General features: G+C 43.7%; 29 protein-coding genes (1 of these 29 only partly in view). 5 read left to right on the top strand and 24 right to left on the bottom strand.

Features of this window, described 5'->3' with window-relative positions:
• The 17 genes from GDK41_RS00960 to GDK41_RS00880 all read right to left on the bottom strand — a co-directional run.
• Positions 1 to 403, bottom strand: partial view of a DNA-directed RNA polymerase subunit alpha gene (locus GDK41_RS00960; protein WP_152084659.1) — the 5' end (the start) only. It extends 584 nt beyond the left edge of the window; only the first 403 of its 987 coding nucleotides appear in the window; its start codon is at positions 401 to 403; the stop codon falls past the left edge of the window.
• Between the two features lie 24 nt (positions 404 to 427).
• Positions 428 to 1048, bottom strand: a complete 621-nt coding sequence (gene rpsD, locus GDK41_RS00955; protein ID WP_152084658.1) for a 30S ribosomal protein S4 — start codon at positions 1046 to 1048, stop codon at positions 428 to 430.
• 21 nt (positions 1049 to 1069) lie between these two features.
• Positions 1070 to 1456 carry a 30S ribosomal protein S11 gene (rpsK, locus tag GDK41_RS00950; protein ID WP_010363724.1) on the bottom strand — a complete coding sequence of 129 codons (387 nt, stop codon included), beginning with the start codon at positions 1454 to 1456 and terminating at the stop codon, positions 1070 to 1072.
• A 13-nt stretch (positions 1457 to 1469) separates the two neighbouring features.
• Entirely contained in the window at positions 1470 to 1826 is a 357-nt protein-coding gene (rpsM, locus tag GDK41_RS00945) for a 30S ribosomal protein S13 (RefSeq protein WP_105189430.1), read from the bottom strand.
• Positions 1827 to 1954: 128 nt separating this feature from the next.
• Positions 1955 to 2068 (bottom strand): 50S ribosomal protein L36, encoded by a 114-nt coding sequence (gene rpmJ, locus GDK41_RS00940; protein WP_002959476.1) that lies wholly within the window; start codon positions 2066 to 2068, stop codon positions 1955 to 1957.
• Between the two features lie 23 nt (positions 2069 to 2091).
• Entirely contained in the window at positions 2092 to 3420 is a 1329-nt protein-coding gene (secY, locus tag GDK41_RS00935) for a preprotein translocase subunit SecY (protein ID WP_152084657.1), read from the bottom strand.
• Between the two features lie 11 nt (positions 3421 to 3431).
• Positions 3432 to 3866 (bottom strand): 50S ribosomal protein L15, encoded by a 435-nt coding sequence (gene rplO, locus GDK41_RS00930; RefSeq protein ID WP_152084656.1) that lies wholly within the window; start codon positions 3864 to 3866, stop codon positions 3432 to 3434.
• Positions 3867 to 3871: 5 nt separating this feature from the next.
• The gene (rpmD, locus tag GDK41_RS00925) at positions 3872 to 4054 is read right to left on the bottom strand and encodes a 50S ribosomal protein L30 (RefSeq protein ID WP_016710201.1); all 183 of its coding nucleotides are present in this window, start codon (positions 4052 to 4054) and stop codon (positions 3872 to 3874) included.
• 6 nt (positions 4055 to 4060) lie between these two features.
• Entirely contained in the window at positions 4061 to 4567 is a 507-nt protein-coding gene (gene rpsE / locus GDK41_RS00920; RefSeq protein ID WP_070992633.1) for a 30S ribosomal protein S5, read from the bottom strand.
• Between the two features lie 9 nt (positions 4568 to 4576).
• Positions 4577 to 4927, bottom strand: coding sequence for a 50S ribosomal protein L18 (rplR, locus tag GDK41_RS00915; protein WP_152084655.1), 351 nt, complete (start codon positions 4925 to 4927; stop codon positions 4577 to 4579).
• Positions 4928 to 4936: 9 nt separating this feature from the next.
• On the bottom strand, positions 4937 to 5467 hold the full coding sequence (rplF, locus tag GDK41_RS00910) for a 50S ribosomal protein L6 (RefSeq protein WP_152084654.1): 531 nt from the start codon (positions 5465 to 5467) through the stop codon (positions 4937 to 4939).
• Positions 5468 to 5480: 13 nt separating this feature from the next.
• Positions 5481 to 5873 (bottom strand): 30S ribosomal protein S8, encoded by a 393-nt coding sequence (gene rpsH, locus GDK41_RS00905; RefSeq protein ID WP_070992636.1) that lies wholly within the window; start codon positions 5871 to 5873, stop codon positions 5481 to 5483.
• A 20-nt stretch (positions 5874 to 5893) separates the two neighbouring features.
• On the bottom strand, positions 5894 to 6199 hold the full coding sequence (gene rpsN, locus GDK41_RS00900; RefSeq protein WP_058031299.1) for a 30S ribosomal protein S14: 306 nt from the start codon (positions 6197 to 6199) through the stop codon (positions 5894 to 5896).
• Between the two features lie 10 nt (positions 6200 to 6209).
• Positions 6210 to 6749, bottom strand: coding sequence for a 50S ribosomal protein L5 (gene rplE, locus GDK41_RS00895; RefSeq protein WP_070986510.1), 540 nt, complete (start codon positions 6747 to 6749; stop codon positions 6210 to 6212).
• A gap of 16 nt (positions 6750 to 6765) precedes the next feature.
• Complete coding sequence (gene rplX, locus GDK41_RS00890; protein ID WP_152084653.1) at positions 6766 to 7080, bottom strand: 50S ribosomal protein L24; 315 nt, start codon at positions 7078 to 7080, stop codon at positions 6766 to 6768.
• Between the two features lie 10 nt (positions 7081 to 7090).
• Complete coding sequence (rplN, locus tag GDK41_RS00885) at positions 7091 to 7459, bottom strand: 50S ribosomal protein L14 (protein ID WP_010378257.1); 369 nt, start codon at positions 7457 to 7459, stop codon at positions 7091 to 7093.
• Between the two features lie 266 nt (positions 7460 to 7725).
• Entirely contained in the window at positions 7726 to 8586 is an 861-nt protein-coding gene (locus GDK41_RS00880) for a polysaccharide deacetylase family protein (protein ID WP_152084652.1), read from the bottom strand.
• A 170-nt stretch (positions 8587 to 8756) separates the two neighbouring features.
• On the opposite strand from GDK41_RS00880, the gene GDK41_RS00875 reads away from it, so the two are divergent.
• Positions 8757 to 11321, top strand: coding sequence for a serine/threonine-protein kinase (locus GDK41_RS00875; protein WP_152084651.1), 2565 nt, complete (start codon positions 8757 to 8759; stop codon positions 11319 to 11321).
• Between the two features lie 12 nt (positions 11322 to 11333).
• Here the strand turns inward: GDK41_RS00875 and GDK41_RS00870 are convergent, their stop codons facing one another.
• Together GDK41_RS00870 and GDK41_RS00865 are read right to left on the bottom strand one after the other, a co-directional pair.
• Positions 11334 to 11831, bottom strand: a complete 498-nt coding sequence (locus tag GDK41_RS00870; RefSeq protein WP_152084650.1) for a hypothetical protein — start codon at positions 11829 to 11831, stop codon at positions 11334 to 11336.
• A 111-nt stretch (positions 11832 to 11942) separates the two neighbouring features.
• Positions 11943 to 12152 (bottom strand): hypothetical protein, encoded by a 210-nt coding sequence (locus GDK41_RS00865; RefSeq protein ID WP_152084649.1) that lies wholly within the window; start codon positions 12150 to 12152, stop codon positions 11943 to 11945.
• Positions 12153 to 12339: 187 nt separating this feature from the next.
• On the opposite strand from GDK41_RS00865, the gene GDK41_RS20170 reads away from it, so the two are divergent.
• Positions 12340 to 12507: a hypothetical protein gene (locus GDK41_RS20170; RefSeq protein ID WP_172971525.1), complete on the top strand. Its 168-nt coding sequence runs from the start codon at positions 12340 to 12342 to the stop codon at positions 12505 to 12507.
• A gap of 60 nt (positions 12508 to 12567) precedes the next feature.
• Here GDK41_RS20170 and GDK41_RS00860 read toward each other — a convergent pair whose 3' ends face one another.
• A complete protein-coding gene (locus tag GDK41_RS00860) occupies positions 12568 to 14502 on the bottom strand; it encodes an AsmA family protein (RefSeq protein WP_152084648.1) in 1935 nt (644 codons plus the stop codon).
• A gap of 261 nt (positions 14503 to 14763) precedes the next feature.
• Between GDK41_RS00860 and GDK41_RS00855 the strand changes: the two genes are divergently transcribed.
• Both GDK41_RS00855 and GDK41_RS00850 read left to right on the top strand, forming a co-directional pair.
• Positions 14764 to 15930, top strand: a complete 1167-nt coding sequence (locus GDK41_RS00855; protein ID WP_152084647.1) for a hypothetical protein — start codon at positions 14764 to 14766, stop codon at positions 15928 to 15930.
• Between the two features lie 230 nt (positions 15931 to 16160).
• Positions 16161 to 16829 (top strand): TorF family putative porin, encoded by a 669-nt coding sequence (locus tag GDK41_RS00850; RefSeq protein WP_152084646.1) that lies wholly within the window; start codon positions 16161 to 16163, stop codon positions 16827 to 16829.
• A gap of 71 nt (positions 16830 to 16900) precedes the next feature.
• Here GDK41_RS00850 and GDK41_RS00845 read toward each other — a convergent pair whose 3' ends face one another.
• The 4 genes from GDK41_RS00845 to GDK41_RS00830 all read right to left on the bottom strand — a co-directional run bounded on the left by GDK41_RS00845 (position 16901) and on the right by GDK41_RS00830 (position 20527).
• Entirely contained in the window at positions 16901 to 17794 is an 894-nt protein-coding gene (locus tag GDK41_RS00845) for an aldo/keto reductase (protein WP_152087469.1), read from the bottom strand.
• Positions 17794 to 18981 carry a formate-dependent phosphoribosylglycinamide formyltransferase gene (purT, locus tag GDK41_RS00840; protein ID WP_152084645.1) on the bottom strand — a complete coding sequence of 396 codons (1188 nt, stop codon included), beginning with the start codon at positions 18979 to 18981 and terminating at the stop codon, positions 17794 to 17796. Before purT ends, GDK41_RS00845 begins: the two co-directional genes overlap by 1 nt.
• Before the next feature lie 28 nt (positions 18982 to 19009).
• Positions 19010 to 19672, bottom strand: a complete 663-nt coding sequence (locus GDK41_RS00835) for a fumarylacetoacetate hydrolase family protein (protein ID WP_152084644.1) — start codon at positions 19670 to 19672, stop codon at positions 19010 to 19012.
• A 147-nt stretch (positions 19673 to 19819) separates the two neighbouring features.
• A complete protein-coding gene (locus GDK41_RS00830; protein ID WP_152084643.1) occupies positions 19820 to 20527 on the bottom strand; it encodes a hypothetical protein in 708 nt (235 codons plus the stop codon).
• 537 nt (positions 20528 to 21064) lie between these two features.
• On the opposite strand from GDK41_RS00830, the gene GDK41_RS00825 reads away from it, so the two are divergent.
• A complete protein-coding gene (locus tag GDK41_RS00825) occupies positions 21065 to 21742 on the top strand; it encodes a nitroreductase family protein (RefSeq protein WP_152084642.1) in 678 nt (225 codons plus the stop codon).
• The last annotated feature ends 23 nt before the right edge of the window (positions 21743 to 21765 follow it).

Below are 21765 nucleotides of genomic sequence, written 5' to 3'. Positions count from 1 at the left end.
CAGTTAAGTGACAAATAACGTGATCTGGGTTGGCGATTGTTACATCTCCATCGTGCTGGATATCTGCCGCAGTCACAGGGCCTACACCAGACTTAGTCAGGGTAAGAAAAACTTCATCTTTACCTTCTAGAGATACCGCTAAACCTTTCAGATTCAACAAAATTTCAATGATGTCTTCTTGAACGCCTTCTTTCGCGCTGTACTCATGCAATACACCGTCGATTTCAACTTCAGTTACTGCGCAACCTGGCATAGATGACAACAGTATACGGCGTAAAGCGTTACCCAAAGTGTGGCCAAAACCACGCTCTAATGGCTCTAAAACTACTTTAGAACGAGTTGGGTTGATAGCGTCGATATCGACTAACCTTGGCTTTAGGAATTCGGTTACAGAACCCTGCATTTTATCCTCTCTTAACTCTTAACTTTACTTCGAGTAAAGTTCGACGATTAGTTGTTCGTTAATGTCCGCAGACAGATCAGAACGCTCTGGTAGGCGCTTGAAGCTACCTTCCATTTTCTTACCGTCAACTTCAATCCAAGTTGGCTTTTCACGTTGCTCAGCCAACTCTAGAGCAGCGATGATACGCGCTTGCTTTTTAGACTTCTCGCGAATTACTACTACATCTTCAGGAGTAACTACGAAAGAAGGGATATTAACAACACGACCATTAACCATAACCGCTTTGTGGCTAACTAGCTGACGTGCTTCAGCACGTGTGCTTGCAAAACCCATGCGATATACAACATTGTCTAAACGTTGCTCTAGAAGCTGTAGTAGGTTTTCACCTGTGTTACCTTTAAGGCGAGCAGCTTCTTTGTAATAGTTACGGAATTGCTTTTCTAATACACCGTAGATACGACGTACTTTTTGCTTTTCACGTAATTGTAAACCGTAATCAGATAGACGACCTTTACGAGCGCCGTGCTGACCAGGTGCAGTCTCAAGTTTACACTTTGAGTCGATAGCTCTTACGCCGCTCTTAAGGAACAGGTCAGTACCTTCACGACGACTCAGCTTGAGCTTAGGGCCCAAATATCTTGCCATGTTCTTTCTCCTAACCTATTGTTAAACGCGACGTTTCTTCGGTGGACGACAACCATTATGAGGGATTGGCGTCACGTCAGTGATGTTTGTGATACGGTAACCCGCAGCATTCAATGCACGTACAGCAGACTCACGGCCTGGACCTGGACCTTTAATGAATACTTCTAGGTTCTTAAGACCGTACTCTTGTGCAGCAGTACCTGCACGCTCAGCAGCAACCTGTGCAGCGAACGGAGTAGACTTACGTGAACCACGGAAACCAGAACCACCTGCAGTCGCCCAAGAAAGAGCATTACCTTGACGGTCAGTAATGGTTACGATTGTGTTGTTGAATGATGCATGAACGTGCGCCATACCATCAACAACTTGCTTTTTGACCTTTTTACGACGAATTGGTGCTTTAGCCATAACTTACCCCACCTTATTTCTTGATAGGCTTGCGTGGACCCTTACGAGTACGCGCGTTAGTCTTAGTACGTTGACCACGTAGTGGTAACGAACGACGATGACGTAAGCCACGGAAACAACCAAGGTCCATAAGACGCTTGATGTTTAAAGTCACTTCACGACGAAGATCACCTTCGACAGTGTACTTGCCAACTTCTTCACGAAGTACGTCAAGTGTTTCGTCTGAAAGTTCACCGATTTTTGTAGTTTCGGCGATACCAGTCGCTGCTAAGATCGCCTTAGCGCGAGTTTTACCTACACCATAGATGCTAGTTAAACCAATAACTGCATGCTTATGATCAGGGACGTTAATGCCAGCGATACGGGCCACTAACACATCTCCTATATTTAGATCCGACACCCATCTGTTTGAAAAGCCCGCAAGGATACTCAAACGAAGATCGGATCACATTCAAAAACACAGGCTAAGTATTCTGTACTTAGCCTGCATGACTTTTATTAGCCTTGCCTTTGCTTGTGCTTAGGCTCACTGCAAATCACTCGTACTACACCAGCACGCTTGATAACTTTACAGTTACGGCAAATTTTCTTAACGGAAGCACGTACTTTCATTGCTCAACTCCGTGAAAATAACCTTATCGACCGTAGCCTTTAAGGTTTGCTTTTTTCAGCACAGAATCATACTGATGTGACATCATATGAGTCTGTACTTGTGCCATAAAGTCCATGATAACTACAACGATAATCAAAATTGATGTACCGCCGAAGTAGAATGGCGTTTGCCACGCCATAGTCATAAACTCGGGCACCAGACAGATAAAGGTTATATACAAAGCACCTGCCAATGTCAGGCGTGTCATCACTTTATCAATGTATTTAGATGTCTGCTCACCTGGACGAATGCCTGGAATAAAAGCGCCAGATTTTTTCAGGTTATCTGCTGTCTCACGCGGGTTAAATACCAACGCAGTGTAGAAGAAGCAGAAGAAGATAATAGCCGCAGCTAGGACCATCGCATACAGAGGCTGACCAGGAGTCAACACTGCAGAGATAGCTTGTAGCACATCAGCGACCGGACCTTCACCTTGGCCGAACCAGCTTGCAATTGTACCAGGGAACAAAATTATACTGCTAGCAAAGATTGGTGGAATAACACCCGCCATGTTTACTTTTAGTGGTAAATGCGTGCTTTGAGCCGCAAATACTTGACGACCTTGCTGGCGTTTGGCGTAATTTACAACGATTCGACGCTGTCCACGCTCAAAGAAAACAACAAGATAAGTAACTGCGAATACGATTACCGCAATCAATAACAGTACAAGAACATTCAGATCACCTTGGCGCGCCATTTCAGCTGTCGAACCAATTGCAGACGGCAGGTTAGCTACAATACCAACAAAAATCAGTACTGAGATACCGTTACCAATACCTCGCTCTGTAATTTGTTCGCCCAGCCACATTAAGAACATAGTACCGGTTACTAAGCTCACCACAGCGGTGAAATAGAAACCGAAACCTGGATTAACAACTAACCCGTTCATCATGTTTGGTAAGCCTGTAGCAATACCAATTGACTGGAATGTAGCAAGCACGAGCGTACCGTAACGCGTGTACTGACTGATTTTCTTACGCCCTTGCTCACCTTCTTTCTTAAGCTCTATCATCGCAGGATGTATATGCGTTAATAGCTGCATAATAATTGAAGCTGAGATATACGGCATAATACCGAGTGCCAGTACCGAAGCACGCTCAAGCGCACCACCGCTGAACATGTTAAACATTTCAACAATGGTGCCCTTTTGTTGCTCGAAGAATTCGGCAAGTACAGCGGCATCAATCCCAGGGATCGGCACGAATGAACCTAGACGGTAAATAATGATAGCGCCTAAAACGAATAGTAATCGACGCTTCAGTTCCGCAAGCCCACTTTGTGCACTTTGCATATCTTGACCTGGTTTAGCCATAGTGTACTTCCTTAGTCTTCTACCTTGCCTCCGGCAGCTTCGATAGCTTCGCGAGCACCTTTAGACACTTTAATGCCCTTAACGGTAACTGCGCGTGAAACTTCGCCAGATTTAACAACTTTAACGAACAGAACGTTCTTTTTAACTAGACCAGCTGCTTGTAACGCGTTTAGGTCTACCACATCGCCTTCAACTTTAGCGATTTCGTAAAGGTTAACTTCAGTAGATACTAGAGATTTACGTGAAGTGAAACCAAACTTAGGTAGACGACGTTGCATAGGCATTTGACCGCCTTCGAAACCAACGCGTACTTTACCGCCAGAACGTGATTTTTGGCCTTTATGACCACGGCCACCAGTCTTACCAAGACCAGAACCAATACCACGACCTAGACGTTTCTTTTCAGTTTTTGCACCAGCAGCAGGTGAAAGTGTATTCAAATGCATTCGAATTACCCCTCAACCTTAACCATGTAAGAAACTTGGTTGATCATACCACGTACACATGCTGTGTCTTCTAACTCAACAGTGTGATTGATACGACGTAAACCAAGGCCACGTAAAGTTGCTTTATGCTTCGGTAAACGACCGATAGAGCTCTTTACTTGAGTAACTTTTACAGTTTTATTAGCCATGGTTAATTACCCCTGAATCTGTTCAACAGTTAAACCACGTTTAGCAGCAATACCCTCAGGAGAATTCATGTTCTCTAGAGCAGAAATTGTTGCACGAACGATGTTGATTGGGTTTGTTGAACCGTATGCTTTAGATAGTACGTTTTGTACACCCGTTACTTCTAGTACTGCACGCATTGCACCACCGGCGATGATACCAGTACCTTCAGATGCTGGCTGCATGTATACTTTAGAACCCGCGTGACGACCCTTGATAGGGTGCTGTAACGTGTTACCGTTTAGTTCAACGTTGATCATGTTGCGACGCGCTTTTTCCATTGCTTTTTGAATAGCAGCTGGAACTTCACGAGCTTTACCATAACCAAAACCTACTTTACCTGCGCCATCACCAACTACTGTTAGTGCAGTGAAGCTAAAGATGCGACCACCTTTAACCACTTTAGACACACGGTTCACCGCGATTAGCTTTTCAGCCAAATCAGGCTGTTGTTGCTTTGCTTCTACGTTAGCCATTGTCTACTCCTAGAATTGCAGACCGGCTTCACGCGCAGCATCAGCTAGCGCCTTCACACGGCCGTGATATTTAAAGCCACTGCGATCAAAGGCGATTTTCTCGATACCTTTGTCAGCTGCACGTTCAGCAACAGCTTTACCTACAGCTTGCGCTGCAGCAATGTTGCTTGTACCTGAAACTGTTTCGCTAATTGCTTTTTCAACAGTAGAAGCAGCAGCCAGTACACCACCCTCAGCATTAACAACCTGAGCATAGATGTGACGTGGCGTGCGGTGGATAACAAGACGCGTAGTGCCTTGTTCAATAAAATTTCTACGGGTGCGTTTAGCACGACGTAGACGAGCTGTTTTCTTATCCATCGTCTTACCTTACTTCTTCTTAGCTTCTTTACGACGCACGTGCTCATCTGCGTAACGTACACCTTTACCTTTATAAGGCTCTGGCTCACGGTATGCGCGGATGTTAGCAGCAGTTTGACCAACTAATTGTTTGTCAGCGCCCTTAACTACAAGTTCAGTTTGGCTTGGAGCTTCGATAGTGATGCCCTCAGGGATATCAAAGTTCACTGGGTGAGAGAAGCCAAGAGTTAAGTCTAAAACTTTACCCTTAACAGCCGCACGGTAACCAACACCAACTAGCTGAAGTTTTTTCTCGTAGCCTTCATTTGTACCAACAATCATGTTGTTGATAAGTGCACGAGCAGTACCTGCTTGTGCCCACGCGTTCGCAACGTCACGAGGTGTCGTTGTGATCACGTTTTCAGCTAGAGTTACTTCAACAGCGTCGTTGATAGTACGAGACAACTCACCATTTTTGCCTTTAACTGTGATGTCCTGGCCTTTAATTGTAACTTCTACACCGGCAGGAACTGTAATTGGAGCCTTCGCTATACGAGACATTGTTCCCCTCCGATTAAGCTACAAAGCCAATGATTTCACCACCAACGCCTGCACTACGTGCTGCGCGGTCTGTCATCAAGCCTTGAGAAGTTGATACGATAGCGATACCTAGACCACCCATTACCTTAGGTAATGCGTCACGTTTCTTATAGATACGTAGACCAGGGCGGCTAACACGCTGGATGTTTTCAATAACAGCTTTGCCTTCGAAGTACTTTAATTCGATAGTCAATTCTGGTTTTGCGTCGCCAGATACTGCGAAGTCTGTGATATAACCTTCGTCTTTAAGTACCTTAGCTACTGCTACTTTCAGCTTTGAAGTTGGCATTGATACAGCAACCTTCTTCGCAGTCTGACCGTTACGGATACGTGTGAACAAATCCGCAATAGGATCTTGCAAGCTCATGTCTTACTCCCGTGATTCTATTACCAAGAAGCCTTTTTAAGGCCAGGAATTTCACCGCGCATAGCTGCTTCGCGAACTTTGATACGGCTCATGCCGAATTTGCGAAGGAAACCATGTGGGCGGCCCGTGATGTTACAACGATTACGTTGACGTGCAGGGCTTGAATCACGCGGTAAGCTTTGAAGCTTTAATACCGCATCCCAACGATCATCTTCTGATGCGTTAACATCGCTGATGATAGCTTTTAGTGCCGCGCGCTTTTCAGCGTACTGAGCAACTAATTTAGTGCGCTTTGCTTCGCGCGCTTTCATAGAATTCTTTGCCATAACCCTACCCTTATTTCTTGAATGGGAAGTTAAATGCTTCTAACAACGCACGGCCTTCCTCATCAGTTTTCGCAGAAGTAGTGATTGTGATATCCATACCGCGAACACGGTCTACTTTATCATAATCGATTTCTGGGAAGATGATTTGCTCACGTACGCCCATAGAGTAGTTACCGCGACCGTCAAAAGACTTAGCGCTAACACCGCGGAAGTCACGAATACGTGGCATCGCAATTGAGACTAAACGCTCAAGGAAATCCCACATACGCTCGCCGCGTAGGGTTACTTTACAGCCAATTGGGTAGCCTTCACGAATTTTGAAGCCAGCAACTGATTTGCGTGCTTTCGTGATTAGTGCTTTCTGACCAGAGATTGCTTCTAGATCTGCAACAGCATTTTCTAGAATTTTCTTGTCAGCTAGGGCTTCGCCCACACCCATATTTAATGTGATCTTTTCGATCTGAGGGACTTGCATGACAGAGCTGAAACCAAACTTCTCTTGAAGTTCAGCGACTACTTTGTCTTTATATACTTCATGCAGTTTCGCCATCATTCTACTCCAACTATTAGATAGTTTTACCAGTAGATTTGAAGATACGTAATTTCTTACCGTCTTCAATCTTGAAACCTACACGATCTGCTTTACCAGTTTCCTGGTTGAAGATCGCAACGTTTGATACGTCGATTGACGCTTCTTTCTCAACAATGCCGCCAGCTTGCTGTAACTGAGGTACAGGCTTCTGGTGCTTCTTGATTAAGTTAATGCCTTCGACAAATACTCGACCAGTTTCAGATACAACTGAAAGCACTTTACCGCGCTTACCTTTGTCTTTACCGGCTAGTACGATTACTTCGTCATCACGACGGATTTTTGCTGCCATGATAGACTCCTTATAGTACTTCTGGGGCTAGTGAAACGATTTTCATGAACTTTTCAGTACGTAGTTCACGAGTCACAGGGCCGAAGATACGAGTACCAATAGGCTGTAGGTTATCGTTTAAGATAACAGCCGCATTGCTATCGAAACGGATCAATGAACCGTCCGGACGACGAACGCCTTTTTTAGTACGCACAACTACCGCGTTTTTAACATCACCTTTCTTCACTTTACCGCGAGGAATAGCTTCTTTAACAGAAACTTTAATGATGTCACCAACAGCCGCGTAGCGACGGTGCGAACCACCAAGGACTTTAATACACTGCACTTTGCGAGCGCCGCTGTTATCAGCAACGTCCAGCTGAGTTTGCATTTGGATCATATTAATGAGCTCCGGTGTAGTTACAACTCGCTTTAATTTTGTTTAAAATCAAAGCATTTAGATTATATTCCGCTCAAAAAACTGAGTTTTTGTCTTTCAAGGGCGGGCAATTGTACCAGCAAAGTATGTGTATGGATAGTTCAATTTTTAATTAATTTAGCAAACACAGCTGTTAGAGCAGGTACAGTTTTACTAGGTGGGGGCACAAGTTAGCGTTTTCAATGCAAAAGTCCCTTTTCGCATCAATAGATTAAAAAACAAACAAGCTATTTTGGTGCGTCTCGATGTTGTTTTAAATAGTTTGCCACATTATCGACAGTATCTAGCCAATAGCCATTAGCTGGGTCTTTAAGATATATTATGAGTGATTCAAGCGCTTGGCTATCGATGGTGTACATGCCTTTTTGACCCACTTCGTGTCCAGCTAAAATGATCCAACTTTTGCTAAAGCGCAACGCATCTAATGTCGCTTTGATCTGCTCATAGGTCATGCCATCGATACGAATGCCCGTTAGCTGCGCAAAATCGGTATAGTTAGCATCATTAGCGGTTTCATCTAACCAAGTGCGGCCTGTTGTGAACATATCCGCAATGAGCGGCACATAACTTTGTACTTCAAGACCACGGCCAACAAAAGTATTACCACATGGATAAGCAAATGAGCGTGGCGTAACCCCCAAGTTATTTTCTATATAATTGTTGGTTTTGGTGATGTCGTCGCGCAACCATTGCAAGTCAACTTGCTCTAAGCCCTTGTTCATTGCTCGCAACCACTGAAAGTTACCTGTGCACAAGTGACTGGCAGTATGGTTTCCAATTTCATGTCCATTCCCAGCAACAGTTTGCCACTGCGTTAAACGCCCTTGCACTGGCTCCGGCATCACATAAAAGGTCGCTTTAACATTGTATTTATCTAAAATGGGCACACCAACATCAACCTGGCTTTCTCGTGCATCGTCAAAGGTAATACTAATGGCATTGCGAGCGCCGTTTGGATACTGCCACCCCATAGTTTGAGCTGGCGCGGGGTTTTGCTCTGCTGCATTTGACTGGGCTTCTACACTGTTGCAGCCCGTTGTATGGAGTATTGAGTAAATAACCCATGCGATTATCGCTATTTTTCTCATCACACTTCCTTGTAAACAACGTAAAATTGGAATGTTCAGTTAATCACAGCCATATAAGCGCTTCAATTGAATAAAATTAAATCACACTTTTGTGTAAATTAGCGGTTCTCATCTAATCCACATCGCTATAAACTCACAAGTTGGTATTAAATATTGGAACTTGCTCAGTAGTGATAGACCTAAGCCGCCATTATCAAAACGTTATGCCCATTGGACAAGGGGGCATGAGTACCGTTTTTTTAGCTACCGACGCCAAGTTGGGTCGTAAGGTCGCGCTTAAGGTTTTGAATAATGGCAAAACGCACTCGCAAACCTTAATGGAAGAGGCGCGGCTACTGGCAAGGCTCAATCACCCTAATATTGTACAGGTATATAATGTACAAGAAATAGACGACTGCTTAGTGCTGGAAATGGAATATGTGCAAGGCACAACCTTGGCAAATCATGTTAAAGAGGCGCATTTAAGTTTAGAGCAAAAGCTGTCGATTCTTATTGATATTGCACAGGGCCTAACCGCCGCACATCAACAAGATATTTTGCACCTAGACCTAAAAGCCGCCAATGTCTTAATTAATAAACAAGGGCAAGCGAAAATTGCCGACTTTGGTATTTCGCAGCTCAAAGGCGAGCAAGAACTCTCAGCCCTGTCGAGCTTTGGCAGCTTAGTCTCAATGTCGCCCGAGCAACTACGCGAAGAGCCACTGGATCAACGCAGTGACTTATTTTCATTTGGCTTGCTTGCCTATCAGTTGCTCACGGGCAATCACCCTTATCGCGGCCAAGCCAAGTCAAACAATGAACAAGCCATAGCCGAGCAAATTAAATTTAGTCCACTGCAACATGCCGCTAGAGGACTAATAGAACTTCCTAGTGCGTTAATCACGCTTATTGAACGTTTGCTGCAATTTGATAAAGACTTAAGGCCCCATAGCGCCGAAGAAGTGGTGATGCACTTAAAACAAGTGCTAATGGGTGTCACTTATGACAACAGCGACCCCACCGTAGAGCTAAGCGAGCTTAATCTCAGTAATCCCAATAGCAAACGTAATAAACTGCTGACTCTTTTTGCATTTGCATTTGCATTTTTATTTATCGGCCTGCTTGGCAGTGGTATTTGGTATTGGCAAATCAATAAACCTAAAACCTATATTGCCGCGCTACCGATCAAATATGATGAAAACTCGTCACTGACGGATACCCAACAACGTATTGTTAAACTGGGCCTAGACGATGCGATTAGTAATTTTATTTTGCAAGATAGCAGCACCTTGCAAGTATCAAACTCCGAAGTAGAAAGCGCGATTAAATTGATGGGCGAACAAACGTCGCTGGCAAGTTTAGGTAAAGCGCTGGGTGCCAATATTTTGCTGGAACCTGAGCTTTCTTGTCGTGGGCCGATTTGTGAAGTGGTATTGAATGCAATAGATGGCAGCAATGCCACTATGATTAAGTCAACGCGCTATAGTGTGGATGCAGATCTTTTTAGTGAGACCTATCGGAATAGTCTAAGTCATATCAGTGGGTTGTTCTCTAAAAAACACGACCTAAATGAGATGGACGACGCATTTTTTGATAAGTATGTAGAACTCGTAAATGCGTACAATACAGGAAGTCAAGATCTCTTAACTACCTTGCGCAAAGTCCAGTTACTTTTGAAGCAATCTCCAAGCTTCACACCTCTATACAGCTTTTACCGAAGAGTGGTGATTGAAACTGATCGTGCACACTCTGATAAAAGTGTTTTATGGGACTTCTTAAGTGATTTAGAGAACGCCCCTAAAAACTACAAAGGGAGTCAGAATTATACTCTCGATCATATTTTGGTATACCAGTCTTTAAATAATTGGAAAGAAGCCGATAATTTGATTAAAGGGCTTGAAAACAGCTCTTTTATAGATGCATACGAGCTATATAGCATAAAAGCCAGCTATCATAGAGAGAGAGCGCAGTACAAGGAAGCTCTTCTGAATATGGTTGAAGCACATAGACTACGACCAACTCTTTATACTACTAGGAATCTTGCAATCACTCACCTCTTAAATGGCGACTACCCCTCGGCACTAACATTTTTAGATTTAGTTATAAATTCAGCTCCCAATGATTATTGGGCTCTGCAGGCCTACGCAGATATATCTCTTTTAAACGACTCCCCAGTTAAAGCTATTAAGGCTTACAGACAGTTGCTTAAAAAAACACCCAATGACTCAAAAACCTTAACAAACCTTTCCATCGCTCTAGCTTTAATCGGAGACTATGAACAATCTTCAAAAAACGCTTACAAAGCATATACTCTGAGCTCTAACAATGTAAGCTACATTCTCAACTATGCCGACAGCTTGATTTATAAAGGTGAAGAAACGCAAGCAAAGCATTTGTATCAAAAAATTATCAATCTAACCAACGACTCTGATAACTCGGACATATTACTGGTAAGGGCGCAAGCATTGCTTCATTCAGGACAACAGGTTGTTGCCTTAAGATTGATAAACGAACTCGAATTAGAGCACCCTAGTAATTACGACCTAAAGTTTGTAAAAGCTATGGTATTGACTATTTTGGGCGAGTCTCAATCGGCTCTTCTGGCAATAGAGGCAAGTATAAATGAAGGCTGGAGTAAGAGCTTCTTCGCACTACCTTGGTTTAAAAAACTTTGTAGTCATAAACCAACACTGATCCAATTAATAGGCTTGGATAATGTAAATATCCTTTGTAAGCCTGCTCCAGCTTTCACCTAGAAAAGAGCTATACTATTTTGGTTGAATGCCACCAATCACCACTTTAGGATCTTGTGAAAAATAACGCTTAACTGGCTCAAGTGGGTTATTGCTATCGGTCTTTTGTTCAGCCACTAAACGAAAATCGATGGTCGCTTCGCCCAAAGGCTCTAGGATACAACTCATTGCCTGCGACTCGCTCATCAGCTTATTAATATCGTCTTCCGTCAACGTGTGGTCTAGGTTTACCGCTTCTATCGACACGGTAACCGCTACACCATCTGCCGATACATGGCTCGACAAATTGTAATTTAAGTTGTCTTGCGCCTCGGTAAATAGCGTACCGTTTTCAGTAAACTGCCATGCTTGCTGAGAGTCTGCCGCTAATGTGTAAATCAATACAGCTTTATCACCATTGTTAAGTTGTATATTAAGCGTTTCATCATTTGAGTTTGTATTTTGGGTGATCTGCCAATCTTCACCTGTCGCGCTCGGTTGCACCGTAAAGTTATACGTATCAATTTGACTCATGAGAGTTTCCTTTGTTTAGTTTTTAAGGACATAGTTAATATAATCATATAAACAGCGTCAATACGATTACATCAAATTACAGCGAGTTTAATGTGTTTTACACAACAATTATCAAGTCGGTGGAGGAACGGTGCCGAGTCTTGGACAAATATCTTCAATATTAGGCGGACGCACGGTGCCAAGTTTTGGACAGATATCTTCAATCGGCCCGCGCTGTTTAACACTAACGCCACCAGTCACATGATGTAGCTGTTTCGCGCTTAATAACACATGACGTACATGCTCACCCGATAATGGCGGGCTTTTAATTCGCTTGATCATTTTATGCTTCCTCGAATATAAGGTTGGCTTATTAAAGTAGCGCATCATCTTGTCATATCTTTTTTATAAAGCTTTAAAGACTAACAACGGTTGCTAAGTGATAAACGCTACGCTATAAACAATGTAGCTAATATCGCCCCAAAGGGATATTCGCTTTAGGAATAAATAAAGCCCAAAAGGAAAAATAATGAAAAACAAAACTTCAAACCCGCAAACAATCCCTACTCACTTACTTGACACAGTCAAAGGTGGCGTGAGCATGAATCTAAACCTTGTTAAGAGGCGCGGTGGCAGTCGTGATGATTTAGTGGATATTTGCCCGCAAGTGGTGATTGGCAGTACGCAACCAGGATAAGCACCTTCCAATTAAAATATAAAGGCTGCTCGTAGGTCGCAGCCTTTATAAAATTAAGCGCTACCCGCCAAACAAGCCCTTTAATTTATCTTTTAACTTGTCTTTGAGCTTGTCTTTGGCTTTGTCTTTCGCCGCACCACTCACGTCAATATTCACATCCACTTTATGGAAGGGGCCTTTAATGCGCAGGGGTACTTTAAAGCCTGTGCTGTCATCGGTGCTGGCTTGGCCTTCGATGGTATCGACAATGCCCGTGACCAAGCGGTAGTTCACATTGGTTTGTGGTAAGTCCACATCGCCCTCGCCTGTAATGCGAATTAGCGGACTGGCCAAATACAAGTCCGTGTTGCGCCCAACACCATTAGTAAAGACAAAGCTGCCAGTCAGTGATGAAAAGTCGGTTTTTTGCTCCGGGTTATAATCGGCATTTAATCCCTCTTTGAGTGATGAAAAATCCCCTTTGAGCATTTCTTTGGCTTTGCGGGTCATTTCAGCAATGTTTGCGCCTTTTACGCCACCATCTTTTAAATTAAACGCCAGTTTGCCACCAAGGGCGGACACAAAACTCTTTTGGCTTTGCCCTTGCGTGGTTAAATCCCAATTGATGCTGCCTTTGCCCAGTACCTTATCAAAGCCTACTGCGTCAGTAAGTAGTGGTTCTGCATTAATGCTATCTAAGGCAAATTGGGTGTTAATTTTATACGGTGTACGGCTGGCATCCACTTTTACCGCGCCCTTACCGCTACCTTCGTAGGCATTAAATTTATCTAACCCAATATTGGCCACCCCTTTATTGAGCTTAAACGACAGTTGGTTTTCACCTAACTTTATCTCGCGTGCTTTTAGGCCTGTTGAGCGCACCACTACATTGGCATCAAGCGAGTTCAGGGCCGACAAATCAATGGCTGTATCGTCCCAAACAATAGGTTGTGTTTCTTGTTGCTCTTTGGGTGCTTCTGCTTGCTTTACCGGCTCTGGCAGGTAGGGGTTTAAGTCCAACATACCTAAATCAACATTGGCTTGTACATTGAGGCGCTTGCCAAGCTCTAGTGTACTTTGGCCCTTAATAGCCAGTTCATCCAATTTGGCGGTGAGTGTTTTAAGGGTAAAAGTTTGCCCGCTCATATGCATCGCACCACTTACTTCAAATTGGTTAAAGGCATTGTCTTTGGCTTTAAGGTCAACGTCTTGCCACTGTGCAATGGCTTTTACTGAGTCACCTTTAAGGGTAAGCTCACCTTGAATATCTTTACCCCCTTGCGCCACTTTGCCCGTAAAGTTCATATTAACGAGCGCAGAGTTAAGCGCTTGTGTCACGCTAAAGGTATCGCCGCCAATCAACTTAGCCGGCGTTGCCAATGTGGTGCTCAGCTCAAATACTTGTTGCTGATAGGTGATAGAGCCTGCAATAGCCAGCGTTTCACGCAATGATGGCAGCTGCACCGTCACCTCAATATCACTTAATTGGTGCTGTGCTTTGGTTTGCCCATCTTTATAAGTAAATGTACCACCATAAATTGCCACTTCACCTAACTTCACATCAAAGTTCTCTGGTAAAGATGTGCTACCTTCGCTTGATGTTGATTGTTTATCAGTGTTATTCGCGGTAGGCAATATTTGCCAATTTGGCACCCCTTGTTGATCAGTCTCTAACAATATGTCGGGCTGGCGAATAACAAATTTCTCAAGCTTAGCTTCTCCGCCCAATATAGATAACCATGGAATGTGCACTTCTAGCGCCTGCATGCTTACCATATTGTCGCGGCTACCCGATGACATATTGGCAAAATGCACATCGTTCAGTTCTATTTTTAAACTTGGTAGCACCGACAACTCACTGTGCCCTAATACCTGAAATTTACGACCCGTGTTGAGCTCGACTTGCTCAGATAGCTCACTGACAATGCGCTCGGTCGGAATTAGAAAAGGAGCGGCAACGACCACCCCCAATAAAACAAGTATCGTTGCACCTAATACCTTAATTGCGGTTTTCATAACGTTCCTTAATTACTGATAACTGAAGCCATTACAACTATAGTAGCGCTGCTGATAACTAAATTCATGCCTAATGGCGATGATCACAGTAAAAATTATTCTCACAGCCACGTGTTTGCAGTCAATCTGCGTAAATATCGGTTTATTGGATTGTAAGTTCGTCATTCTTCGGTATGATCGCCCGCCCTTGTCAGATTTAACTGACATTGGCTAAACTTAGTAGATGAATTTTTAAGCAAGTGTGTGGAGACTCAAACCAGCATGAAGAAGTTGCTCATTTCCCCGTCAAAAATGGCTCTGGGTGAACAAGAAAGTCAGATTTACCAAAATATTTTAAAGCAAGCGACAGAGATCAGTTTAAACCTAATGGCGGTGAAGGTAGAGAACCACCCTGAAGACTTTTTACTTTGGTGCTACGAGTTATTAGATGTCGCAAAAAACCGACTGAATTTTGATTTGCTTGATAACCATCAACTACCCACTGTTAAAAAGCTGCAAGATCAACTCATCTCGGCCATTAGCTTTTTACAACTTAAAACGCTGCGTATCACCCCTTGGCCCGTATTAGTTGCATTTGTTGAGCAACACCGTGATGCATTGGCCATTGATGAGCAACTTAAGCTTATCACTTACTTAGCAGACAAACGTGCAACACCACTTAAAGAGATGATTGTTGAAGACAGGCTCGCCTTTAGTGGTAAACATGGCGCATCGCTCGATACCAGTGTATATAACTTTGACGTGGAGTGGTTTAGCTCAACTAAAAACGCCAAAGGTTTTCATCAGTTATTGGCCGACTTACCGGGTGCATTTGATGAAGCGCTGGCCCACATTCCTGTTGAGGGAGAAGTAAGCGAGCAAAACTACCAACAATTTGTGGTTGCCTACTTGCTGGCATTTAATGGCAGCGATGAAAAGCCAACACTAGCCCCAGCCACACGATTGTTGGCAATGCGTCGCCCTGATGTGTTCACACCGATTAGTGGCTCAAAGCTCGATGCGTTGTGCTCAGCATTTGGCATTACCAAACTGAATAACCGTGACTTTGAACGCTACTGGCAAGATATTGTGCTAACCGTACACGCCATGCCTTGGTTTAAAATGCCAACCCCAGCGAATGAATTTGAACAACAGCTTGCAGATATTAAAGCGTTGCTACCTTGTTGGTTTTACTATGCAGACAAAGACACCGCAGAGGGCTCAAACTATTTAAAGTTACTCAATAAACCTAAGCGCACCACCAGCAGTGGCGGCAAAAAGACCGTTCGTCGTGGTAAAGAGTCAGCAGAGGTATTAGTAGATAGAGCCTTAAGTGATGAGTCTATCCCCGAGCATATTCGCGCTAAGCGTGACTCAATTGTGGCTGAAGTAGAAAAAGGCCGTAGCGTAGATGAAACCATCTCATTGATGCGCACCATTTTTGGCTAAGCCCCTCTAACACAGATAATTTGCACATGTCGCTTGCTAGGTACATGTGCAAATTTCATTCAACACGCACCACTTGAGTGCACTCGCGCGCACTGAACGGCATACTTCTTTTCCATCAACTTTAATTAAATTCATAATAATCATTGCGTTAAACAAATAATTTTGTTTTTTTCAAAATTGGCGTATGCGTTGCTCTATCTATTTCCAACTCAGTGCTCTAAGGAAATATAATGAAAAAAACAGCTTCTTTATTGGCTCTTGCCTGTCTTACCGCTACCTCATTTAACACATTTGCAGAGGTAAGCGCTAACGTTGCGGCCAGCTCGAACTACTTTTGGCGTGGTGTCACGCAAACCGATGATGGCGCGGCACTCTCTGGAGGAATTGATTACAGTTCAGATAACGGCTTCTATGCCGGCACTTGGGTATCAAATGTCGATTTTGGCGACCAAACCAGTTACGAAATGGATTTTTACGCGGGCTTTAGTGGCGAAACACAAGGGCTTGGCTACGATGTTGGCTACATTTATTACGCCTATCCAGACGCACCAGGCTCTAGCGACTTTGGTGAGCTGTATGGCTCAGTAAGTTGGGAATGGCTTAGCGCTAAAGCCAGTTACCTGACGCACGCCCAAAACGATTCAAGTTCTGAAGAAGATATGTTGTATTTAGAGCTTAACGCTAGCTTTACGATCCTTAACGATAGCGAACTTGCATTACATATTGGCCGCTCAAGCGGCGACACCATCAAAGAGTGGACTGGCGAAGACGATAGCTATATGGATTATGGAGTAAGCATAGCTAAAGACGGGTTTACCCTTGGTCTCGTTAAAACCGACCTAGATGCCAATGACGATGTTAAAGCGTTTGTCAGTTACAGCGTAGACTTTGCGCTGTAACTGTCACTTTTTTGATACTTGCTGCAAAACTCAAGGGCCGAAAGGCCCTTTTATCATTTCATGATTGTCAATTACGGTACACTGTGCCCTGTAGACGCTTGCCAGATACGATACCACTGCTCACGTGTTAAGCTCAGTTTGCTTGCTGCAATTGCAGATTCAACCCGTTTGATGTTACTGGTGCCTAGCACAATCGACGGCTGCGAGGGCAACATATTAAGCCAGGCATAAGCGACTTGGTCGATAGCATCAACTGCAAGTTCTTCGGCCACCTGCGTAAGCGTTGCAAATAAGCGCTTTGCCTTATCATCTTGACCGCTAAACAATTTACCGCCCGCCAATGGCGACCACAGCATAGGTGGCATTGATAGTTGCTGACATTGATCGAGCGTACCATCGTCCAGCGCTTTCATTTGATAAACCGAGCACTCAATTTGATTAGTCACAAGCTCAAAGTCTAAGCGAGATTGCAGTAACTGAACTTGTGATGGGGTGAAGTTTGATACCCCAAAATGCAACACATCGCCTTGCTGCTTGAGTTGCGTGAATGCCTGTGCCACTTCGTCTGCATCCATCAAGTAATCTGGACGATGGATAAGCAGTACATCGAGCCTGTCAGTATTAAAATTTCTTAAACTTTGCTGGGCCGAGGCAATGATGTGCGCTTTACTTGAATCATAGTGATTTGCCTTGCCCACTAAGCCTTTTTTAGCGAACGCAGGACGAATACCGCATTTAGTGATGATTTTAATTTGCTCTCGCACTTGCGGGGCAAGCTTTAACGCTTCACCAAACGCAGCTTCACACTCATATTCGCCATAAATATCAGCATGATCAGTGTCGGTCACCCCAAGCTCTATACAGTGCTGTAAATATGCTAAGCATTGTTGCTTTGACCATTGCCAATCCATCAAACGCCAAAAGCCCATGACTAACGGCGCTATCACTCTATTGGGGTTTTGCATCATAGTACGACCTTTACACTGCTAGCTACCTGTTTTGCTTTACTCACCGCTTGCTCGACCGATGGCGCTCTGGCAAGCGCCACTCCCATACGGCGTGTGCCTGACACTTCTGGCTTGCCAAATAAACGTAGGTCCGTATCGGGCATTGCCAATGCCTCTTGCACACCATTGAATAGTAGCTGCTGTGACGCTCCACTCACCAGCACCACACTTGATGCCGAAGGGCCATGAAAGTGAATGTTAGGGATAGGTAATCCTAAAATTGCTCTAACATGCAGCGCAAACTCACTTAAGTCTTGCGACGTTAAAGTCACCATGCCAGTATCGTGAGGTCGAGGAGAGACTTCACTAAAATAGACTTCGTCGCCTTTAATAAATAACTCAACCCCAAATAACCCTCTACCACCGAGCGCTTCGGTTACTTTACTAGCAATCTCTTTGCTGCGCGCCAAAGCCAACTCACTCATTTGTTGAGGCTGCCAACTTTGCTGATAGTCACCGTTTTCTTGCACATGTCCAATCGGTTCACAAAAGCTGGTGCCATTGATGTGACGTATGGTGAGTAAGGTGATCTCATAATCAAAATCTACAAACCCTTCCACAATCACCCGCCCTTGCCCAGCTCGGCCTCCCTCTTGGGCATATTGCCAAGCAGATGCAATATCTTGTGGCGACTTTACAACACTTTGCCCTTTGCCCGATGAACTCATAATGGGCTTAACCACACAGGGCATACCAATTTCAGTAACGGCTTGCTTAAAGTCCTCTAAAGTATCTACAAACTGATAAGGCGATGTGGCAAGGCCAAGCTCTTCAGCGGCCAAGCAACGGATACCCTCACGGTTCATGGTCAATTGCGCAGCTTTTGCGCTAGGCACTACGGTGTAACCTTGTTGCTCTAGCTCTACTAGTGTGTCAGTCGCAATCGCTTCAATTTCTGGCACGATGTAATCGGGTTGCTCTTGTTTAATTATTTGCGCTAAACGCTCCCCATCGAGCATAGACAACACATAACTTTTATCAGCAACTTGCATAGCGGGCGCATGCTCATAGCGGTCAAGCACCACGACTTCACAACCGAGGCGCTTAAATTCTATCACCACCTCTTTACCCAGCTCTCCCCCACCACATAATAATATTTTGCAAGTTGCTTTCGAAAAAGGCGTGCCTAATGGTTTAATTTTCATTTATTTTCCTATGGTAACCAATGACGAATTATCGCAGCGTCAGGTGTGCATCAAATTTAGGGGCATCATTAAGCTGCAAACTCAGATAAGCGTTATCTTCTAATTTTCCTACCCCTTTTGGCGTACCAGTCAAAATAACATCCCCCGGTAACAGTGTGCAAAACTGGGTAATACTTTTAACTAACTTTTCAAACGAGAAAATCATTAAGTTAGTTTGACCATACTGTACTAGCTGATCATTCTGCCAAAATTGAAATTCGAGGTTCTCGAGCTCAGCTACCGCACTCACCGCAGTAAACGGTGTGATAGGGCAACTCCCATCATATGCCTTAGCCCGCTCCCATGGATGACCTTGGTTTTTTAACTTTGTTTGCTCATCTCGTAGCGTTAAATCTAGCGCTAAACCAATACCTTTAATTGCACTCAAAGGTTGGAGATGGTGTTTATCTATCTGCTCACCAACGAGCAACGCCAATTCCGCTTCATAATGATGTTCACCAAGCGACCTATCTAGCTCTATTCTACCTTCGAAGTGTTGATAACAAGTGCTTGGCTTCATAAATATCAAAGGTTCACAAGGGATGGGGTTATTTAGCTCTTGTGCATGCTCAACGTAATTGCGACCAACACACACGATTTTACCAACTGGCAGCTTCTCTTGCTCTGTGCCTACCCAATGATGCTGATACATAATATCTCCATTACAGCCACGTTAGTATTACCTATCTTAAATCATTACCATAAACTTTCGCGACTATTAACGACACACTTAGATAAAAATATGTATTAATTTCATGCAACTATTTGGTATTTTGACGTTGATAAGCTGTCCCACAGTTTAAAAGGGTATCGATGCCACTCGGTGACGGATCAACTCACAACTATGTGATAATTGATATTCGCTGACCAATTGCGCAGCCTTATATCTATCTCTAAGATAAACGCCCTCTATTGCTTGCCAAGCGATCGCTTCGATATCACTTTCACATAACTTTAATAGTGCTTGAAAGCTCTCTTCACACGTTGCACTCGACAAGTGCTGAATTGATTTCACTATTTTTAGGTTACCACTATCAAGTAATGAGGAACTAACAGGCCTAAAGGTTACGGCGCATAGCTTTGCACTTTGGTAATGCGATACCGATTTATCGTACAATACCAGCCAATGAGCGTCATGCGATGCCTGAAAATCAAAGACTTCCAATGTGTTGAGTTGTTGTGCATCCCCAGCACTTAAACTCGATAAACGCATTGCTCCGCTGGCAATAAAGTTGCTAGGCCCACCACTTTTGAGATGTACTTGCATAATAGGTATTGTTTTAAGCCTTAAAGTACCCTGTAAAACACACACCGAATGGGGTGCCGAATTACACAATGTTGCACCAAAACAATTAGCACCTTTATAAAGAACCAGTCTATGAGCTATGGTGTCTTTAAGTACGAGCCGGTTTTGATCTTGAGCGCAGCTGTACCCGTCACTCATTGCGATTAACTCTATTACCTCTTTAGCCGAACAAGCGTCTTGTAATTCGCTGAAAATATCCATAAAAGTCCCTTTTTAACTCTGTCCATTTACCATGCGTTCGCACTTACACCGATGTGAAATTAAAATTTAAGCAACATATTATTAAATATCAATTCACACAAAAAATTTTCATCGTGCATAACTAGCTGGTTTCTTTAATTTTTTACCGAGGTGATAGCTTTATTTTTATTAAGTTACTGATTTAAACACTCGTTAAAATGTGCAGTAAAAACAAAAGCTAAATGAACAGATATTAAAACAATTATGATCTTTTATCTGTTCAGCTTGAGCGATAGCCTGATTTATATAGCCATTTTTGCAACAATAAATCGAAAGATATGTAAATTTTCATACTCTTCGCAAAGACCATCATGAAGAAATCTAATTATCACTTTGCCCTGTTCTTAGATATAACGATTCGTGTGTTGACGCTGCCATTGCTCGCTCATACTCTTGAAAGCGTCAACATAACAGTGAACTCGTCGCATTCGAAGCCCTAGAGCAGAAATGGCTGACAACAACTCTTCTAACAAACGAAAATAATCATGGATTTACATTATGCAAAATCATAACAATGTGCCGTTGAATGACTTTATTGAATATCCTCAAGCAGACATGCTGCAACGCGCCCAAGAAAACTTAAAGGAATACCAGCGACGTCACACCATTCGCAGCTTCAGCAGCCGCCCTGTACCTAAAGAGATCATCGAAGCTTGTATTAAAGCGGCCGCAAGTGCGCCCAGTGGTGCCAACCACCAGCCTTGGCATTTTGTAGCAATACACAGCGCAGATGTTAAAAAGAAAATTCGTGAAGCCGCTGAAGATTTAGAACGCTCATTTTATCAAGGCCGCGCGGGAGATGAATGGCTAGATGCGCTAAAACCACTAGGCACAGATGCAAACAAACCTTACCTTGAACATGCACCTTGGCTGATCGCTATTTTTAGTCAGAAAAAAGGGGGCATACACACAGAAGATAAAAATACCAACTACTATGTTCACGAATCTGTGGGCATCGCCACGGGCTTTTTAATTCAAGCGTTACACCATGCTGGGCTTGCTACTTTAACCCACACCCCTAAGCCAATGAGCTTTTTAACCGATATTTGCGGCCGTGATAAAGACAATGAACGTCCTTATATGCTGCTTATCGCAGGTTACCCAAGTGATGATGCCACTGTGCCAGAGCACGCGCTGGTAAAGAAACCGTTTGACGACATCGCTTCTTTTTTATAAGCAAATACGGCCGTTATGTTGGC

The sequence above is a fragment of the Pseudoalteromonas sp. A25 genome (genome assembly GCF_009176705.1).
Lineage (GTDB): Bacteria > Pseudomonadota > Gammaproteobacteria > Enterobacterales > Alteromonadaceae > Pseudoalteromonas.
The sequence above is the reverse complement of the archived record's forward strand: the minus strand, read 5'-3'. Positions and strand labels throughout refer to the sequence as shown.

Excerpts from the sequence above, each read along its gene's own strand:
- rpsD (WP_152084658.1), bottom strand. The coding sequence starts at position 1,048 with ATGGCAAGATATTTGGGCCCTAAGCTCAAGCTGAGTCGTCGTGAAGGT.
- rpsK (WP_010363724.1), bottom strand. The coding sequence starts at position 1,456 with ATGGCTAAAGCACCAATTCGTCGTAAAAAGGTCAAAAAGCAAGTTGTT.
- rpmJ (WP_002959476.1), bottom strand. The coding sequence starts at position 2,068 with ATGAAAGTACGTGCTTCCGTTAAGAAAATTTGCCGTAACTGTAAAGTT.
- secY (WP_152084657.1), bottom strand. The coding sequence starts at position 3,420 with ATGGCTAAACCAGGTCAAGATATGCAAAGTGCACAAAGTGGGCTTGCG.
- rplO (WP_152084656.1), bottom strand. The coding sequence starts at position 3,866 with ATGCATTTGAATACACTTTCACCTGCTGCTGGTGCAAAAACTGAAAAG.
- rpmD (WP_016710201.1), bottom strand. The coding sequence starts at position 4,054 with ATGGCTAATAAAACTGTAAAAGTTACTCAAGTAAAGAGCTCTATCGGT.
- rpsE (WP_070992633.1), bottom strand. The coding sequence starts at position 4,567 with ATGGCTAACGTAGAAGCAAAGCAACAACAGCCTGATTTGGCTGAAAAG.
- rplR (WP_152084655.1), bottom strand. The coding sequence starts at position 4,927 with ATGGATAAGAAAACAGCTCGTCTACGTCGTGCTAAACGCACCCGTAGA.
- rplF (WP_152084654.1), bottom strand. The coding sequence starts at position 5,467 with ATGTCTCGTATAGCGAAGGCTCCAATTACAGTTCCTGCCGGTGTAGAA.
- rpsH (WP_070992636.1), bottom strand. The coding sequence starts at position 5,873 with ATGAGCTTGCAAGATCCTATTGCGGATTTGTTCACACGTATCCGTAAC.
- rpsN (WP_058031299.1), bottom strand. The coding sequence starts at position 6,199 with ATGGCAAAGAATTCTATGAAAGCGCGCGAAGCAAAGCGCACTAAATTA.
- rplE (WP_070986510.1), bottom strand. The coding sequence starts at position 6,749 with ATGGCGAAACTGCATGAAGTATATAAAGACAAAGTAGTCGCTGAACTT.
- rplX (WP_152084653.1), bottom strand. The coding sequence starts at position 7,080 with ATGGCAGCAAAAATCCGTCGTGATGACGAAGTAATCGTACTAGCCGGT.
- rplN (WP_010378257.1), bottom strand. The coding sequence starts at position 7,459 with ATGATCCAAATGCAAACTCAGCTGGACGTTGCTGATAACAGCGGCGCT.
- GDK41_RS00880 (WP_152084652.1), bottom strand. The coding sequence starts at position 8,586 with ATGAGAAAAATAGCGATAATCGCATGGGTTATTTACTCAATACTCCAT.
- GDK41_RS00870 (WP_152084650.1), bottom strand. The coding sequence starts at position 11,831 with ATGAGTCAAATTGATACGTATAACTTTACGGTGCAACCGAGCGCGACA.
- GDK41_RS00865 (WP_152084649.1), bottom strand. The coding sequence starts at position 12,152 with ATGATCAAGCGAATTAAAAGCCCGCCATTATCGGGTGAGCATGTACGT.
- GDK41_RS20170 (WP_172971525.1), top strand. The coding sequence starts at position 12,340 with ATGAAAAACAAAACTTCAAACCCGCAAACAATCCCTACTCACTTACTT.
- GDK41_RS00860 (WP_152084648.1), bottom strand. The coding sequence starts at position 14,502 with ATGAAAACCGCAATTAAGGTATTAGGTGCAACGATACTTGTTTTATTG.
- GDK41_RS00855 (WP_152084647.1), top strand. The coding sequence starts at position 14,764 with ATGAAGAAGTTGCTCATTTCCCCGTCAAAAATGGCTCTGGGTGAACAA.
- GDK41_RS00850 (WP_152084646.1), top strand. The coding sequence starts at position 16,161 with ATGAAAAAAACAGCTTCTTTATTGGCTCTTGCCTGTCTTACCGCTACC.
- GDK41_RS00845 (WP_152087469.1), bottom strand. The coding sequence starts at position 17,794 with ATGCAAAACCCCAATAGAGTGATAGCGCCGTTAGTCATGGGCTTTTGG.
- purT (WP_152084645.1), bottom strand. The coding sequence starts at position 18,981 with ATGAAAATTAAACCATTAGGCACGCCTTTTTCGAAAGCAACTTGCAAA.
- GDK41_RS00835 (WP_152084644.1), bottom strand. The coding sequence starts at position 19,672 with ATGTATCAGCATCATTGGGTAGGCACAGAGCAAGAGAAGCTGCCAGTT.
- GDK41_RS00830 (WP_152084643.1), bottom strand. The coding sequence starts at position 20,527 with ATGGATATTTTCAGCGAATTACAAGACGCTTGTTCGGCTAAAGAGGTA.
- GDK41_RS00825 (WP_152084642.1), top strand. The coding sequence starts at position 21,065 with ATGCAAAATCATAACAATGTGCCGTTGAATGACTTTATTGAATATCCT.